Source organism: Arthrobacter sp. TmtSoilC51 (assembly GCF_055388015.1).
In genome coordinates this window covers 4609778-4622247 of record NZ_AP035877.1, presented here as the reverse complement: position 1 = coordinate 4622247, position 12470 = coordinate 4609778, and the positions used below count along the sequence as shown (strand labels likewise).

The following is a 12470-nucleotide window of genomic DNA, read 5'->3' as shown; positions in this document are numbered from 1 at the left end:
TTAGCCCGCCGCGGACAGCGGTGCTTGGCCGGCGGTATCTTCGGTCCGGCCTGCATCGGGCCATGCCGGTTCGTAGCGTTCCAGCCGGGTTCCCGCGGCCACGAGTTCGCGTAGCTCAGCCAGCCCACCTTCGACTACACCCGCAGCGCGGGCCTGCATCAGGACGTTGCCCAGTGCCGTTGCCTCAACGGGGCCGGCGACTACGGGTTTGCCTGTCGCATCTGCCGTGAGCTGGCACAAGAGGCCGTTTTGTGAACCGCCACCCACGATGTGCACCACGCTGGTGCTGCGTCCGGTGAGCCGTTCGGCGTCGGCCATTGTCCGGGCGTAACCGGCCGCGAGGCTGTCCATAATGCAACGCACGACGGCGGCGGGCCGGTCCGGGAGCAGTGCACCGGTGTTGCGCGCGGCTGAGCGGATGCGGTCCGGCATGTTGTCCGGCGCGGTGAAGACGGGATCGTCGGCGTTGATCTGCGGTCCGCCGGCGGGGAGTGCTGCCGCGGCGTCGAGCAATGAAGTCAGCGATTGGCTGAAGCCTTGGGCTGCCCACGAGCGTTGGCATTCACTCAGCAGCCAGAGCCCGCCGACGTTGCGAAGGTAGCGGATGGTGCCGTCCACGCCGCGCTCGTTGGTGAAGTTGGCCTTGCGGCTGGCTTCGGTCAGGACGGGATGGGGGAGTTCCACCCCCACGAGCGACCACGTACCGGAGGAGATATAGGCGAAATCCTGGTTCTGCGCGGGCACAGCTGCTACGGCCGAAGCAGTGTCGTGCGAACCGACGGCCACCACCGTGGTATCGGCGTCCAGGCCCGTTTGCTCCAGGATCGCCGGCAGCAGCGCGCCCACGGTTTCGCCGGGCTGGATCAGGGGCGGGAAGATCTTCCGAGGCAGGCCCAATGCGTCCAGGAACTCTGTGGCCCACTCTCCCGCAACAGCGTCAAAGAGCCCCGTGGTGGAAGCGTTCGTGGCCTCGGTGCGACGCTCGCCCGTGAGCAGGAACGCGATCAGGTCCGGAATGAGCAGCGCCTGCAAACCGTCCAGATTCGGTTCGGCCGCGAGTTGGTAAACGGTGTTGAACTGGAGGTACTGCAAGCCCGTGGTGGCGTAGAGACGGGCAGGGTCAATGACCGAATGCACTCGTTGCACGGTGCCGCGGCTGCGCTCGTCCCGGTAGCTGTAAGGAACAGAGACGAGTTCCCCGGCCTTATTGACCAAGCCGTAGTCGACGGCCCAGGTGTCGATGCCGATGCTCGCGATGCGCTCGCCGTTTTCCTGCGCTACAGCAGCGGCAGCGGCCAACCCCTTGAGTACCTCAGCGAAGAGGGCGTCGAAGTCCCAGTGGAGGCCGCCGTCGAGCTCCACCACCCCGTTGGGGAAGCGGTGGATGGTCTCGAGGGAAACGCCGGAGCTGGGTGAGACGCGGCCGAGCATGACGCGGCCGGAGGAGGCCCCGATGTCGATGGCTGCGAACACGCTCTGAGAGGACACCGCCCCGGCGAGTGCCGGGGCGGTGTTCGTGGTGGTTCCGTTGGTCACTGTTGGTCCTAGCGGAGGAAGGCTGCTGCCACGCCAGCGTCCACGGGGATGTGGAGGCCGGTGGTGTGGGAGAGCTCGTTGCTGGTGAGCACGGACGCTGCGTTGGCGACGTGTTCGGGGAGGACTTCGCGCTTGAGGAGGGTTCGCTGGGCGTAGTACTTGCCCAGTTCCTGCTCGTCCACGCCGTAGACCGCGGCGCGCTTGGCGCCCCAGCCGCCGGCGAAGATACCGGAGCCGCGGACCACGCCGTCGGGGTTGATGCCGTTGACGCGGATGCCGTACTCACCCAGTTCCGCGGCGAGCAGGCGGACCTGGTGTGCCTGGTCTGCCTTGGTGGCGGAGTAGGCGATGTTGTTCGGACCGGCGAACACGGAGTTCTTGGAGGAGATGTAGATGATGTCTCCGCCCATGCCCTGATCGATCATGACCTTGGCCGCGGCCTTGGAGACCAGGAAGGAGCCCTTGGCCATGACGTTGTGCTGCAGGTCCCAGTCCTTCTCGGTGGTTTCCAGCAGCGGCTTGGAGATGGACAGGCCGGCGTTGTTGACCACCAGGTCCAAGCCACCGAACGCGAGTACAGCTTCCTGGATCGCGGCAGCGATCTGGGCTTCGTCGGTCACGTCGGCCTGGACACCGATGGCGACGTCGGACCCGCCCAGTTCCTCGGCTACCTTTTGCGCGTTCTCAAGGTTCAGGTCGGCAATCACTACACATGCGCCGTCGGACGCCAACCGGGTAGCGATCGCCTTGCCAATTCCCGACGCCGCACCGGTCACCAGCGCGATGCGCGTGGCGTGGGACTTTGGCTTGGGCATGCGGGCGAGCTTGGCTTCTTCCAAGGCCCAGTACTCGATGCGGAACTTCTCGGATTCCTCGATCGGGGCGTAGGTGGAGATGGCCTCGGCGCCGCGCATCACGTTGATGGCGTTGATGTAGAACTCGCCGGCCACGCGTGCGGTCTGCTTGTCCTTGCCGAAGGAGAACATGCCCACGCCGGGGACCAGCACGATCGCCGGGTCAGCGCCGCGCATGGCCGGGCTGTTTTCGTCGGCGTGCCGGTCGTAGTACGCCTGGTAGTCCTCGCGGTACGCCGTGTGCAGTTCCTTCAGGCGGTCTACTGCTTGTTCCAGAGGGGCGTCGGCGGGCAGGTCCAGGACCAGGGGCTTGACCTTGGTGCGCAGGAAGTGGTCCGGGCAGGAGGTGCCCAGCGCGCCGAGCCGCGGGTGCTCCGCGGACGCAAGGAATTCAAGTACGACGGGGTCATCGCTGAAGTGCCCCAGTTGCGGTTTGTCCGTGGAGGCCAAGCCGCGGATCACGGGAGCGAGGGCGGCTGCCTTGGCTTTGCGCTCAGCTTCCGGGAGGGCGCCGTAGCCCGGGAGCTTGGCACCGAAGGGCTCGGCCTTGCCGTTCTCCGCGATGAACTTCTCGGCCGTATCGATGATCCAGAGCGAGTTGGCCTCGGCCTCTTCGCTCGTGGCGCCCCACGCGGTGATGCCGTGGCCCCCAAGGATGGTGCCGATGGCCTGCGGGTTGGCTTCCTTGATCGCGGCGATGTCCAGGCCCAACTGGAAACCGGGACGACGCCACGGAACCCACACCACTTTGTCGCCGAACACCTTGGACGTCAGCGCTTCGCCGTCCACCGCCGTCGCAATCGCGATGCCCGAGTCCGGGTGCAGGTGGTCAACGTGGGCAGCGTCCACCAGCCCGTGCATGGCAGTATCGATCGACGGCGCGGCGCCGCCCTTGCCGTGCAGGCAGTAATCGAACGCGGCCACCATTTCGTCTTCGCGCTCGACGCCGGGGTAAACATCCTTCAGTGCCTGCAACCGGTCAAGCCGGAGGACAGCAAGGTTCTCGGCCTTGAGCGTGCCGAGGTCGCCGCCGGAGCCCTTGACCCAGAGGAGTTCGACGTCCTGGCCCGTGACGGGGTCCTTCTCGGTGCCTTTGGCGGAGGTGTTGCCGCCGGCGAAGTTGGTATTCCGCTTATCCGCGCCAAGGCGGTTGGAACGGGAAATCAGGTCTTCAACAGTCTTATTCGTGGTCATGCTCTTAAGCGCCCCATCCGGCTTGCTGGCCGCCTGCGCGGTCCTCGTTGATCTTCTTCTGGTAACCGCTGGCCTTGTAGGCAGCGATCGGGTCGGCGGGCAGGCCGCGGGATTCGCGCCACTCGGCCAGGACCGGGCGGACGTCGGTGTAGAAGGCATCGTTGAAGATGCCGTTGGCGGCCAGGACATCCCCGGCACGCTGCGCTTCGGACAATGCAGCGGTGTCCACGAGCAGGGCACGGGCCGTCATTTCCTGGACGTTCAGGACCGAGCGGATCTGGCCCGGGATTTTCTCTTCAAGGTTGTGGCACTGGTCCAGCATCAGTGCGACGCCGGAATCCTTACCGAAGCCGCCACCACGGATGACCTCATGCATAATCCGGAACAGCTGGAACGGATCAGCCGCGCCAACAATCAGGTCATCGTCGGCGTAGAAGCGGGAGTTGAAGTCGAAGGAACCCAGCTTGCCCAGGCGCAGCAGCTGCATCACGATGAACTCGATGTTGGTGCCCGGTGCGTGATGGCCGGTGTCCAGGCAAACGAACGCCTTCTCGCCTAAGGCCAGGGTCTGCGCGTAGGACGTCCCCCAGTCTGGAACATCGGTGTGATAGAAAGCCGGCTCGAAGAACTTGTACTCCAGCACCAGGCGCTGCTCGTCACCGAGGCCTGCGTAGATTTCCTGGAGGGACTCGGCCAGGCGGTCCTGGCGGCCGCGGATATCGTCCTGGCCCGGGTAGTTGGTGCCATCCGCCAGCCAGATCTTCAGGTCCTTGGACCCTGTGGCGTGCATGATCTCGATGCATTCCAGGTGGTGATCGATCGCGCGGCGGCGCACGGACTCGTTGGAGGATGTCAGCGAGCCGAACTTGTATTCGTCATCCTGGAACGTGTTGGAGTTGATGGTGCCCAGTCCAACGCCCAAGCCCGCGGCGTACTCGCGCAGGGCGGAGTAGTCGTCCACCTTGTCCCAAGGAATGTGGAGGGCAACAGTGGGAGCCAGGCCGGTGAGTTCGTGGACCTTTGCGGCGTCGGCAATCTTTTCCTGGACGGTGCGCGGAGTACCCGGGGTGCCGAAGACCTTGAACCGGGTCCCGGAGTTTCCGTAGGCCCAGGACGGCACTTCAATGGCCAGTTCCCCGAGACGGCCCAGGGCCGATTCTGTGGTGTTCATGCTTGTTCCTTCTGGTAATCGTGGGCTGAGTCTTTGTTTATGTGTGCGGCGGCGGGGTCACCTATGACGACGCCCGCGGTGGCCAGTTGGTCCTCAAGGTTGAAAACTTCTTCGACGATTTCGAAGCCTTGGTCCGGCGGGAGCTCGCTGTTCGCGAACAGCGTGGCCATCTCGGCCTGCCAACGGGCGTTGACGTCCGTCATGGCCATCCGGGCTTGAGCGGCTTGGTAGTCGTCGCATTCCAGATAACCGATGAGTTGACCATCGGGAGCCAGGAACAACGAGTAGTTGTTCCAGCCCGCGTCCTTGAGGGCGCGCAGCATTTCCGGCCAGACGGCTGCATGGCGAAGCTTGTATTCGTCCATCAGCTCCGGCTGGACGGAAGAGCGGAAACAGACCCTCATGTGCGGTTCTCCAGGTCACTCGTCTTTGAATCGTTTCATTTGTTACGATTCAAATTACCCTCGCACGAAGGGGGGTGTCAAGGCGTTTCCTGCAGATCGATCACAACAGCGGAGATTGGAAAGCATGTCCCAAACAGCGAGCATCAAAGACGTTGCCACCCACGCCCAAGTAGCCGTGGGAACTGTTTCCAACGTGCTGAACTACCCGGACAGGGTGTCCCAACGGACCAAGGAGCGCGTCCTCAAATCCATCGCTGAACTCGGCTTCGTGCGCAATGATGCTGCCCGCCAACTCAGGGCGGGACAGAGCCGGACAATCGGGCTGATCGTGCTGGACGTCGGGAACCCCTTCTTCTCCTCGGTGGCCCGCGCGGCCGAGGATGCCGCCACGGCCCTGGGCAGCGTGGTGTTGGTAGGGGACAGCGGCCAGGATGCTTCCCGCGAAGCGCACTACATGGACCTGTTCCAGGAACAGCGAGTCCAAGGACTGCTTATTTCGCCCGTTGGGGACGTTGGCGATCGGATCGACACCCTCCGCGAACGCGGCGTTCCCACTGTGCTCGTGGACGAACTTGCGGATACGGACCGCTGCAGCTCGGTCTCCGTGGATGACCAGGAAGGTGGCTATCTGGCCGCCAGGCACCTGCTGGACACGGGCCGCCGTCGTCTGGCTTTTGTCGGCACCCCATCAATTCGCCAGGTGGCCAACCGACTTACCGGCGCGCAGCGTGCCGTAGCAGAAGTAAAGGGTGCCACTATTGAGGTCCTCGACTCCGCCGGACAGACGGTCCTGGCGGGACGACAAGTGGGCAATGCTTTGGTGGAGCGCGAGCCGGAACTGAGGCCAGAGGCCGTCTTCTGCTCCAACGACCTCTTGGCACTGGGCGTCATGCAGTCGTTGACTATGTTGCGCACTGTGAAAATCCCCGAGGATATTGCCCTCATTGGGTACGACGACATCGACTTCGCGATTTCCGCCGTCGTGCCTTTGTCCTCCATCCGCCAGCCCACCGAGGCGCTTGGCCGCACGGCGATCGAGCTGCTCGCGGAGGAACAGGAGAGTGGCGGCACCAAACACCGTGCCGTGGTGTTCACGCCGGAGCTCGTGGTGCGCCAAAGCACGGCCGGCGCCCCCAAGTAGGTCGCAGTAGTGCGCGTTTTGACAGCTCAAAACGCACACTACTGCTACTTAGTTGGGTGACTAGAGGGCGTAGATGCTCCACGCAGCAGTGTGCTCAGTGCCGGGTTCCAGCCGGATCAGGTCAGTGCCGCTGTTGAAGGCGTCGGGCGGGCAGGTCATCGGCTCCACCGCCAGGCCCAGCCGGCCCGGAATTGGTGCTGGCTTGTCTGCCGTATGGATCTGCAGCCACGAACAACTTTCGTCCCAGGACATCCCGACGCCGGTGCCCGCCGGGTCCCGCAGCGAGAGCCGCGCCAGCCCGCCGTCGAACGTTATGCCGGGGAAGGCGTGGTCGATTTCGGTGCTGCCGATGGGCCGCGGTGTGCGGAAGTCGAAGGCATGGCCTTCCACGCTCGCAGCGTTCAGGGGAAGCAGCCTGTCCGGAGTGACCTCCAAGAATGAATCCGCAGCAAAATTCAGGATCCACTCATCCAGCGGCGAGGAGCCGGCCATAAGGTACGGGTGCGGACACACTCCGTAGGGTGCCGCAGAGTCCCCTGCATTCCGTGCCGTCAGCCGCGTGTGCAGCCCACCATCGTCCAGCACGAAGTGGGCGTCGAGCTCCAGCACAAACGGATAGCCCGCCGTGGGCCCCACCGTGCACGTCAAAGTGAGCGAACCGGCGTCGTGCTCTTTCAGCCTCCAATCGAGCGGGAAGGCGAGGCCGTGCAGCGACGTTTGCCGCTCGGGTTCGTTGATCGGCAGGTGTTGCACCTTGCCGTCGAAACGGTAGGTGCCGTCCGCGATCCTGTTGGGCCACGGCGCTGCGATGATGCCGCGATAGTCCGGGATTGGTTCGCCGGCAGCGAAGGGAACCACGAGGTCGCGGCCCTCGAACGTGAGCCTCCGAAGGGCGGCCGCCCGGGCGGTGACGACCGCTTCGTAGCCGCCCGATCGGAGGATGAACTCGGTACTCACAGGCCGCCGGCCAGTTTGTAGTAGGCGGCGTTCCAGTTGAGTTCCTTCTTGAATTGTTTGATGGTGGTGTCCTCGTCGATGGTCAGGAGCTCAGTCCTGGCGATTTCGGCGAAGTCTTCGAACACCTCCAGGCCAACCTGCGTGGAGAGTACCGTGTGGTGCGCGGCGCCAGCGGTGAGCCACGCTGCGGCCGACGTAGCGAAATTGGGCTTCGGCTCCCACAAAGCGCGGGCCACCGGAAGGTTGGGCAGGGGCTGGTCCAGGTCCACGACGTCCACCACGTTCGCGACCAACCGGAACCGATCGCGCATGTCGGACAAAGCGACCACAATGCCCGGGCCGGCGTCCGTGTCGAACACCATGCGGACGGGGTCTTCCTTGCCACCAATGCCCAGCGGGTGGATCTCGACGCGCGGCTTCTTCGCAGTCAGGGACGGGCAGACTTCGAGCATGTGCGCGCCCAGGATCTTCTCCGAGCCGGGCTCAAGGTGGTACGTGTAGTCCTCCATGAGCGAGGCGCCACCGGGCAGCCCGGCACCCATGACCTTGGCGGCGCGGACAAGAATGGCGGTCTTCCAGTCGCCCTCGGCGCCAAAGCCGTAGCCGTCAGCCATCAGGCGCTGGACTGCCATGCCGGGAAGTTGGCGCAGCTCGCCCAAGTCCTCGAACGACGTCGTAAACGCGGCCGAGCCGTTCGCCTCCAGGAAGCTGCGGAGACCGAGCTCGATCCGTGCGCTGTACCGCAGCGACTCGTGGCGGGCACCGCCTGCCTGCAGCTCCGGCACCACCTCGTAAAGCCGCTCGTATTCGGCAACCAGGGCGTCGACGTCGGACTCTGCGGCGCCGTGGACGGCGTCGGCGAGCTCATTGACGGACCAGGTGTTGACGGAGACGCCGAAACGCAGCTCGGCTTCGGTCTTGTCGCCTTCGGTGACTGCTACGTTGCGCATGTTGTCGCCAAAGCGTGTCAGTTTCAGGGTCCTGACGGCGGCCCAACCGGCCGAAGCGCGCTGCCACGCGCCCACCTGGCGGGCGACCTCCGGGTTGGAGACATGCCCGACGACGGTCTTCCGCGGCACGCCGAGACGGGACTGGATGTACCCGAATTCGCGGTCGCCGTGGGCTGCCTGGTTGAGGTTCATGAAGTCGAAGTCGATGTCCGCCCAAGGCAGGTCACGGTTGGCCTGCGTGTGCAGGTGCAGCAGCGGTTTGCGCAACGCGTCCAGGCCCTGGATCCACATCTTGGCCGGGCTGAACGTGTGCATCCACGCGGTCACACCGATCACGGAATCGTCGGAGTTCGCCTCCAGTGCGGTGCGACGGATGGCGTCGGAATCGGTGAGGACCGGCTTCCAGACGAGCTTGACGGGTACGTCCGAGGATGCGTTGAGGACGTTGGCGATCTCCTGCGACTGCGCTGCGACCTGCTTGAGGACGTCCTCGCCGTAGAGGTGCTGGCTTCCCGTGAGGAACCAGACCGCGTAGTGCTCCAGGGAAGTGTTGTTGGCGGTGGGCATTTTCATGGCTCCTGAAAGTGTGGTGGACGTCCGCTTTAGCGGCCGTAGACGTTTTGGTAGCGGTTGTAGAGCGACTCGATCTTGGCCTGGTCAATGGGGAGCGGCTCGCCGAGTTGTCGGGAGACGTGGACCGTCTTTGCCACTTCCTCGCACATCACGGCAGCCTTCACCGCGGACCTGGCGTCCTTGCCGATGGTGAAGGGGCCGTGGTTCTGCATGAGCACTGCGGGGGAGTGGGAGTTCTTGAGGGTCTCCACGATGCCCTGTCCGATCGAATCGTCTCCGATCAGCGCGAAAGGGCCTACCGGGATCGGACCGCCGAACTCATCGCCCATCATGGTCAGCACGCACGGGATCTCCTCGCCACGGGCGGCCCAGGCAGTGGCATACGTGGAATGGGTGTGCACCACACCGCCGACCTCCGGCATGTGACGGTAGACGTAGGCATGTGCTGCAGTGTCCGATGATGGCGAGAGGTCCGGGTTCCCCCAGTCCACGGTTCCACCGCTTCCGATGTTGATGCCCCTGACGGGAGTCCCAAAGAGATCCGTGACCACCATTTGCTCAGGCGTCAGCTCGTCATAGGAGATGCCGGAGGGCTTGATGACCATGAGGTCGTAGCCGGGGATCCGGCCGGAGACGTTGCCCGCAGTCCAGACAACCAGCTTGTAGCGGGTCAGCTCGGCGTGCAGTGCGCAGACTTCGCGGCGGACTTTGGCGATGGTTTCCAGGAGGGTGCTCATGCGTTGACCCCTTCGGTGATGGTGGCATGTGCAGCACGCTGAATAGCCTTGAGGCGGTGCATGACGCTGTTGGTGCCGCGGCCGAAGTAGTCGTGCAGGGCCCGGTATTCCTGGAAGAGTGCCTCGTAGGCGGTGACGTTCTCCGGGATTGGCGTGTAGACAGCGCCCGGGGCCGCTGCCATGGATGCAGCAGCTTGGCGGATGTCCTTGTACTTTCCGGCCGCTACAGCTGCGTGGATTGCGGAGCCGAGTGCGGGTCCCTGCTCTGAGCCGATCGTAGAGAGCTGAAGTCCGGTGATGTCCGCATAGACCTGCATCAGGAACTTGTTCTTCAGGAGACCGCCGGCAACGATGAATTCCTTGACGGGCACACCCGAATCGCGGAACGCATCCACGATTGTGCGGGTACCGAAAGCAGTGGCCTCCAGCAGCGCCCTGTACGTGTCCTCGGGCTTTGTGGCCAGGGTTTGGCCCACCACGACGCCGGAAAGCTCGTGGTCCACCAACACCGAACGGTTTCCGGAGTGCCAATCCAGGGCGATCAGGCCGTGCTCGCCAATGGCCTGCTTGCCAGCAAGTTCAGTGAGGTATTCGTGGATGCCGAGGCCCTCTTCGGCCGCGGCCTGGTGGTACTCGGGAGGGACGCCGTTCTTGGTGAACCAGCCGAAGATGTCCCCAACTCCGGACTGTCCCGCTTCGTAACCCCAGAGACCGTCAACAATGCCGCCGTCGACAACCCCACACATGCCAGGGACTTCGCGCAGGACGTCGCCGTTCATGACGTGGCAAGTGCTGGTGCCCATGATGGCCACGAGCTGCCCCGGCTCAACAGCGTTGGCAGCGGGTGCGGTGACGTGGGCGTCCACGTTGCCGACCGCCACTGCGATTCCGGCCGGGAGTCCGGTCCAGGCGGCAGCCTCTTCTGTGAGGTACCCGGCGGCATCGCCCAATCGGCCGATGGTGTGCTCCAGCTTTTCGGACACGAAGCCCTTGAAATCAGGATTGAGCGCGGCGAGGAAATCTTCCGACGGGTACTTGCCGTCCTGGTAGATGCCCTTGTAACCAGCGGTGCATGCGTTGCGTACGTAGCTGCCGCACAGCTGCCAGACGATCCAGTCGGCCGCTTCAACCCAATGGTCCATGGCGCCATAAACTTCGGGGTCCTCTTCAAGGAGCTGCAGGCCCTTGGCGAACTCCCATTCCGAAGAGATCAGGCCGCCATATCGGGGAAGCCAGGCCTCCCCGCGTTCCTCGGCGAGCTTGTTGATGCGGTCGGCCTGTGGTTGGGCCGCGTGGTGGCGCCACAGCTTTACGTAAGCGTGGGGACGGTCCGCGAAGCGTTCCAGTTCGTTCAGCGGCGTGCCGTCCGCCGTCGTCGGGACCATGGTACAAGCGGTGAAGTCCGTAGCGATGCCCACCACGTTGGCGGGGTTGATCCCAGCATCGGCGACGGCGGCCGGTACTGCATTGCGCAGGACGTCGCGGTAGTCGTTGGGCACTTGGAGGGCCCAGTCGGCGGGGAGCCGCTGACCAGTTGTGGGCAGCCGCTCGGATACGACAGCGTGCGGGTATTCGAACACGCCGTTGCCGAGTTCCGCACCGTCCGAGACACGCACAACGACGGCGCGACCGGACAGGGTGCCGTAGTCCACGCCGATGACGAACTGCTCGTCGAGCGGGAGATTTTCAGAGGTATTCATGGGGTCTCCATCCGGCTGGCCAAGGCCTCATTGCCGGGGGTTGGGTGGAAGAAACGAAGAAGGTCTGATGCAATTGTTAGCGCTCACAACTTTGATGTCAAGAGGATGGGCGTCATGTGGGACTGTTTCAGACACTCTGACCCAACTAGGTCGCAGTTGAGCGCGTTTTGCGTGCTCAAAACGCGCTCAGCTGCGACCTACTTGGGTTAGGTGGTGACGGGGGGCGCTGTGGTGGCCCGGATGATCAGGCGGGGCTTCACTGTGGCGGGCGTACCGGTGTCGCCGGTCTCCAGACGATCCAGCAGCAAGCCGATGCAGCGCTGGCCGAGCTCCTCAAAGTCCTGCGCAACAGTGGTCAGCGGCGGAATGAAGTACGCGGACTCGGGTTGATCGTCGAAGCCCACCACGCTGATGTCCCCCGGGACCAGCACGCCGCCTTCGCTGAAAGCCCGGAGGACCCCCAGCGCCATCTGGTCGTTGGCTACGAACAGTGCGGTCACGGAACGCTCGGCGGCGATTTTCAGGCCTTCGCGGTAGCCGCATTCGGCGCTCCAGTCACCCTCGATCAGGGTGCCGGGTTCGAGCCCTGCCTCGGCGAGGGCATCGCGCCAGCCTTCTGTCCGGGCAGCGGCGTCGATCCAATCGGCAGGTCCAGACAAGTGGCCGATTCGCTTGTGCCCCAGCTCCAGGAGGTGTTGGACGGCAAGCCGCGCCCCTTCGCGTTGGTCCACCGTGGCCCCGGTGAGCATTTCGTCGCCAACGGAACCGACAGCAACCAAAGGCACCTGGGTGGTGATGTCCTTGAGGACGTCAAAGGTCCCAGGGTGCGGCACTGTCACAACGATGCCGTCCACGCCTTGGTCCATGAAGTGGGCCATTGCGTCCTTGATGGTTTCAGGCGTGACTTCCCGCAAACCGGCGACGCTGACAAAATAGCCTGCGTCCCTGGCCGCCTGCTGCACTCCGAGGAGGGTATGGGACGGGCCGTACTGCGCCAACTCGCTGCCCAGCACGCCGATGGTCTGGGAGCGCCGGGTCACCAGGCTGCGTGCAGCGGTGTTGCGGCGGTAGCCAAGTTCAGTGATTGCCTGCTCAACGCGCTCCCGGGTCTTTGAGCTCACGTTGGGGTGGTTGTTCAGAACACGGGACACGGTTTGGTGGGAAACGCCGGCAACGCGGGCGACGTCCTCCATGACAGGAGGCCTGTTTGGTGCGGATTGTTCAGTGCTCACCCTGTCACGATAGAGCACATA

The 12470-nt window shown here is 64.3% G+C and carries 10 protein-coding genes; 1 reads left to right on the top strand and 9 read right to left on the bottom strand.

Features of this window, described 5'->3' with window-relative positions; genetic code table 11:
• From ACZ5G6_RS21115 to ACZ5G6_RS21100, 4 genes are read right to left on the bottom strand one after another with little or no spacing between them, the layout of a single operon-like run.
• The gene (locus tag ACZ5G6_RS21115; protein WP_498687895.1) at nt 1-1536 is read right to left on the bottom strand and encodes a rhamnulokinase; all 1536 of its coding nucleotides are present in this window, start codon (nt 1534-1536) and stop codon (nt 1-3) included.
• A gap of 8 nt (nt 1537-1544) precedes the next feature.
• Nucleotides 1545-3584: a bifunctional aldolase/short-chain dehydrogenase gene (locus ACZ5G6_RS21110; protein WP_498687893.1), complete on the bottom strand. Its 2040-nt coding sequence runs from the start codon at nt 3582-3584 to the stop codon at nt 1545-1547.
• Nucleotides 3585-3588: 4 nt separating this feature from the next.
• Nucleotides 3589-4755 carry an L-rhamnose isomerase gene (rhaI, locus tag ACZ5G6_RS21105; protein WP_498687890.1) on the bottom strand — a complete coding sequence of 389 codons (1167 nt, stop codon included), beginning with the start codon at nt 4753-4755 and terminating at the stop codon, nt 3589-3591.
• Entirely contained in the window at nt 4752-5159 is a 408-nt protein-coding gene (locus ACZ5G6_RS21100) for an L-rhamnose mutarotase (RefSeq protein ID WP_498687887.1), read from the bottom strand. Before ACZ5G6_RS21100 ends, rhaI begins: the two co-directional genes overlap by 4 nt.
• 124 nt (nt 5160-5283) lie before the next feature.
• Here ACZ5G6_RS21100 and ACZ5G6_RS21095 point away from each other — a divergent pair, with 124 nt between their 5' ends.
• Nucleotides 5284-6300 (top strand): LacI family DNA-binding transcriptional regulator, encoded by a 1017-nt coding sequence (locus ACZ5G6_RS21095; RefSeq protein WP_223934747.1) that lies wholly within the window; start codon nt 5284-5286, stop codon nt 6298-6300.
• Nucleotides 6301-6360: 60 nt separating this feature from the next.
• Here the strand turns inward: ACZ5G6_RS21095 and ACZ5G6_RS21090 are convergent, their stop codons facing one another.
• The 5 genes from ACZ5G6_RS21090 to ACZ5G6_RS21070 form a co-directional block, all read right to left on the bottom strand.
• Entirely contained in the window at nt 6361-7257 is an 897-nt protein-coding gene (locus ACZ5G6_RS21090; RefSeq protein WP_498687884.1) for an aldose 1-epimerase family protein, read from the bottom strand.
• Entirely contained in the window at nt 7254-8774 is a 1521-nt protein-coding gene (gene araA / locus ACZ5G6_RS21085) for an L-arabinose isomerase (RefSeq protein WP_498691979.1), read from the bottom strand. Before araA ends, ACZ5G6_RS21090 begins: the two co-directional genes overlap by 4 nt.
• Nucleotides 8775-8809: 35 nt before the next feature.
• Entirely contained in the window at nt 8810-9517 is a 708-nt protein-coding gene (locus ACZ5G6_RS21080; protein WP_498687882.1) for an L-ribulose-5-phosphate 4-epimerase, read from the bottom strand.
• Complete coding sequence (araB, locus tag ACZ5G6_RS21075) at nt 9514-11217, bottom strand: ribulokinase (protein ID WP_498687880.1); 1704 nt, start codon at nt 11215-11217, stop codon at nt 9514-9516. The genes ACZ5G6_RS21080 and araB overlap by 4 nt, the downstream gene beginning before the upstream one ends.
• A 206-nt stretch (nt 11218-11423) precedes the next feature.
• Nucleotides 11424-12410 carry a LacI family DNA-binding transcriptional regulator gene (locus ACZ5G6_RS21070; RefSeq protein WP_498691977.1) on the bottom strand — a complete coding sequence of 329 codons (987 nt, stop codon included), beginning with the start codon at nt 12408-12410 and terminating at the stop codon, nt 11424-11426.
• Nucleotides 12411-12470 lie beyond the last annotated feature (60 nt).

What these genes read in the sequence shown, in the direction of transcription:
- araB (WP_498687880.1), bottom strand. Translation starts at nt 11,217, where the DNA reads ATGAATACCTCTGAAAATCTCCCGCTCGACGAGCAGTTCGTCATCGGC.
- rhaI (WP_498687890.1), bottom strand. Translation starts at nt 4,755, where the DNA reads ATGAACACCACAGAATCGGCCCTGGGCCGTCTCGGGGAACTGGCCATT.
- ACZ5G6_RS21100 (WP_498687887.1), bottom strand. Translation starts at nt 5,159, where the DNA reads ATGAGGGTCTGTTTCCGCTCTTCCGTCCAGCCGGAGCTGATGGACGAA.
- ACZ5G6_RS21095 (WP_223934747.1), top strand. Translation starts at nt 5,284, where the DNA reads ATGTCCCAAACAGCGAGCATCAAAGACGTTGCCACCCACGCCCAAGTA.
- ACZ5G6_RS21070 (WP_498691977.1), bottom strand. Translation starts at nt 12,410, where the DNA reads ATGGAGGACGTCGCCCGCGTTGCCGGCGTTTCCCACCAAACCGTGTCC.
- ACZ5G6_RS21080 (WP_498687882.1), bottom strand. Translation starts at nt 9,517, where the DNA reads ATGAGCACCCTCCTGGAAACCATCGCCAAAGTCCGCCGCGAAGTCTGC.
- ACZ5G6_RS21110 (WP_498687893.1), bottom strand. Translation starts at nt 3,584, where the DNA reads ATGACCACGAATAAGACTGTTGAAGACCTGATTTCCCGTTCCAACCGC.
- araA (WP_498691979.1), bottom strand. Translation starts at nt 8,774, where the DNA reads ATGCCCACCGCCAACAACACTTCCCTGGAGCACTACGCGGTCTGGTTC.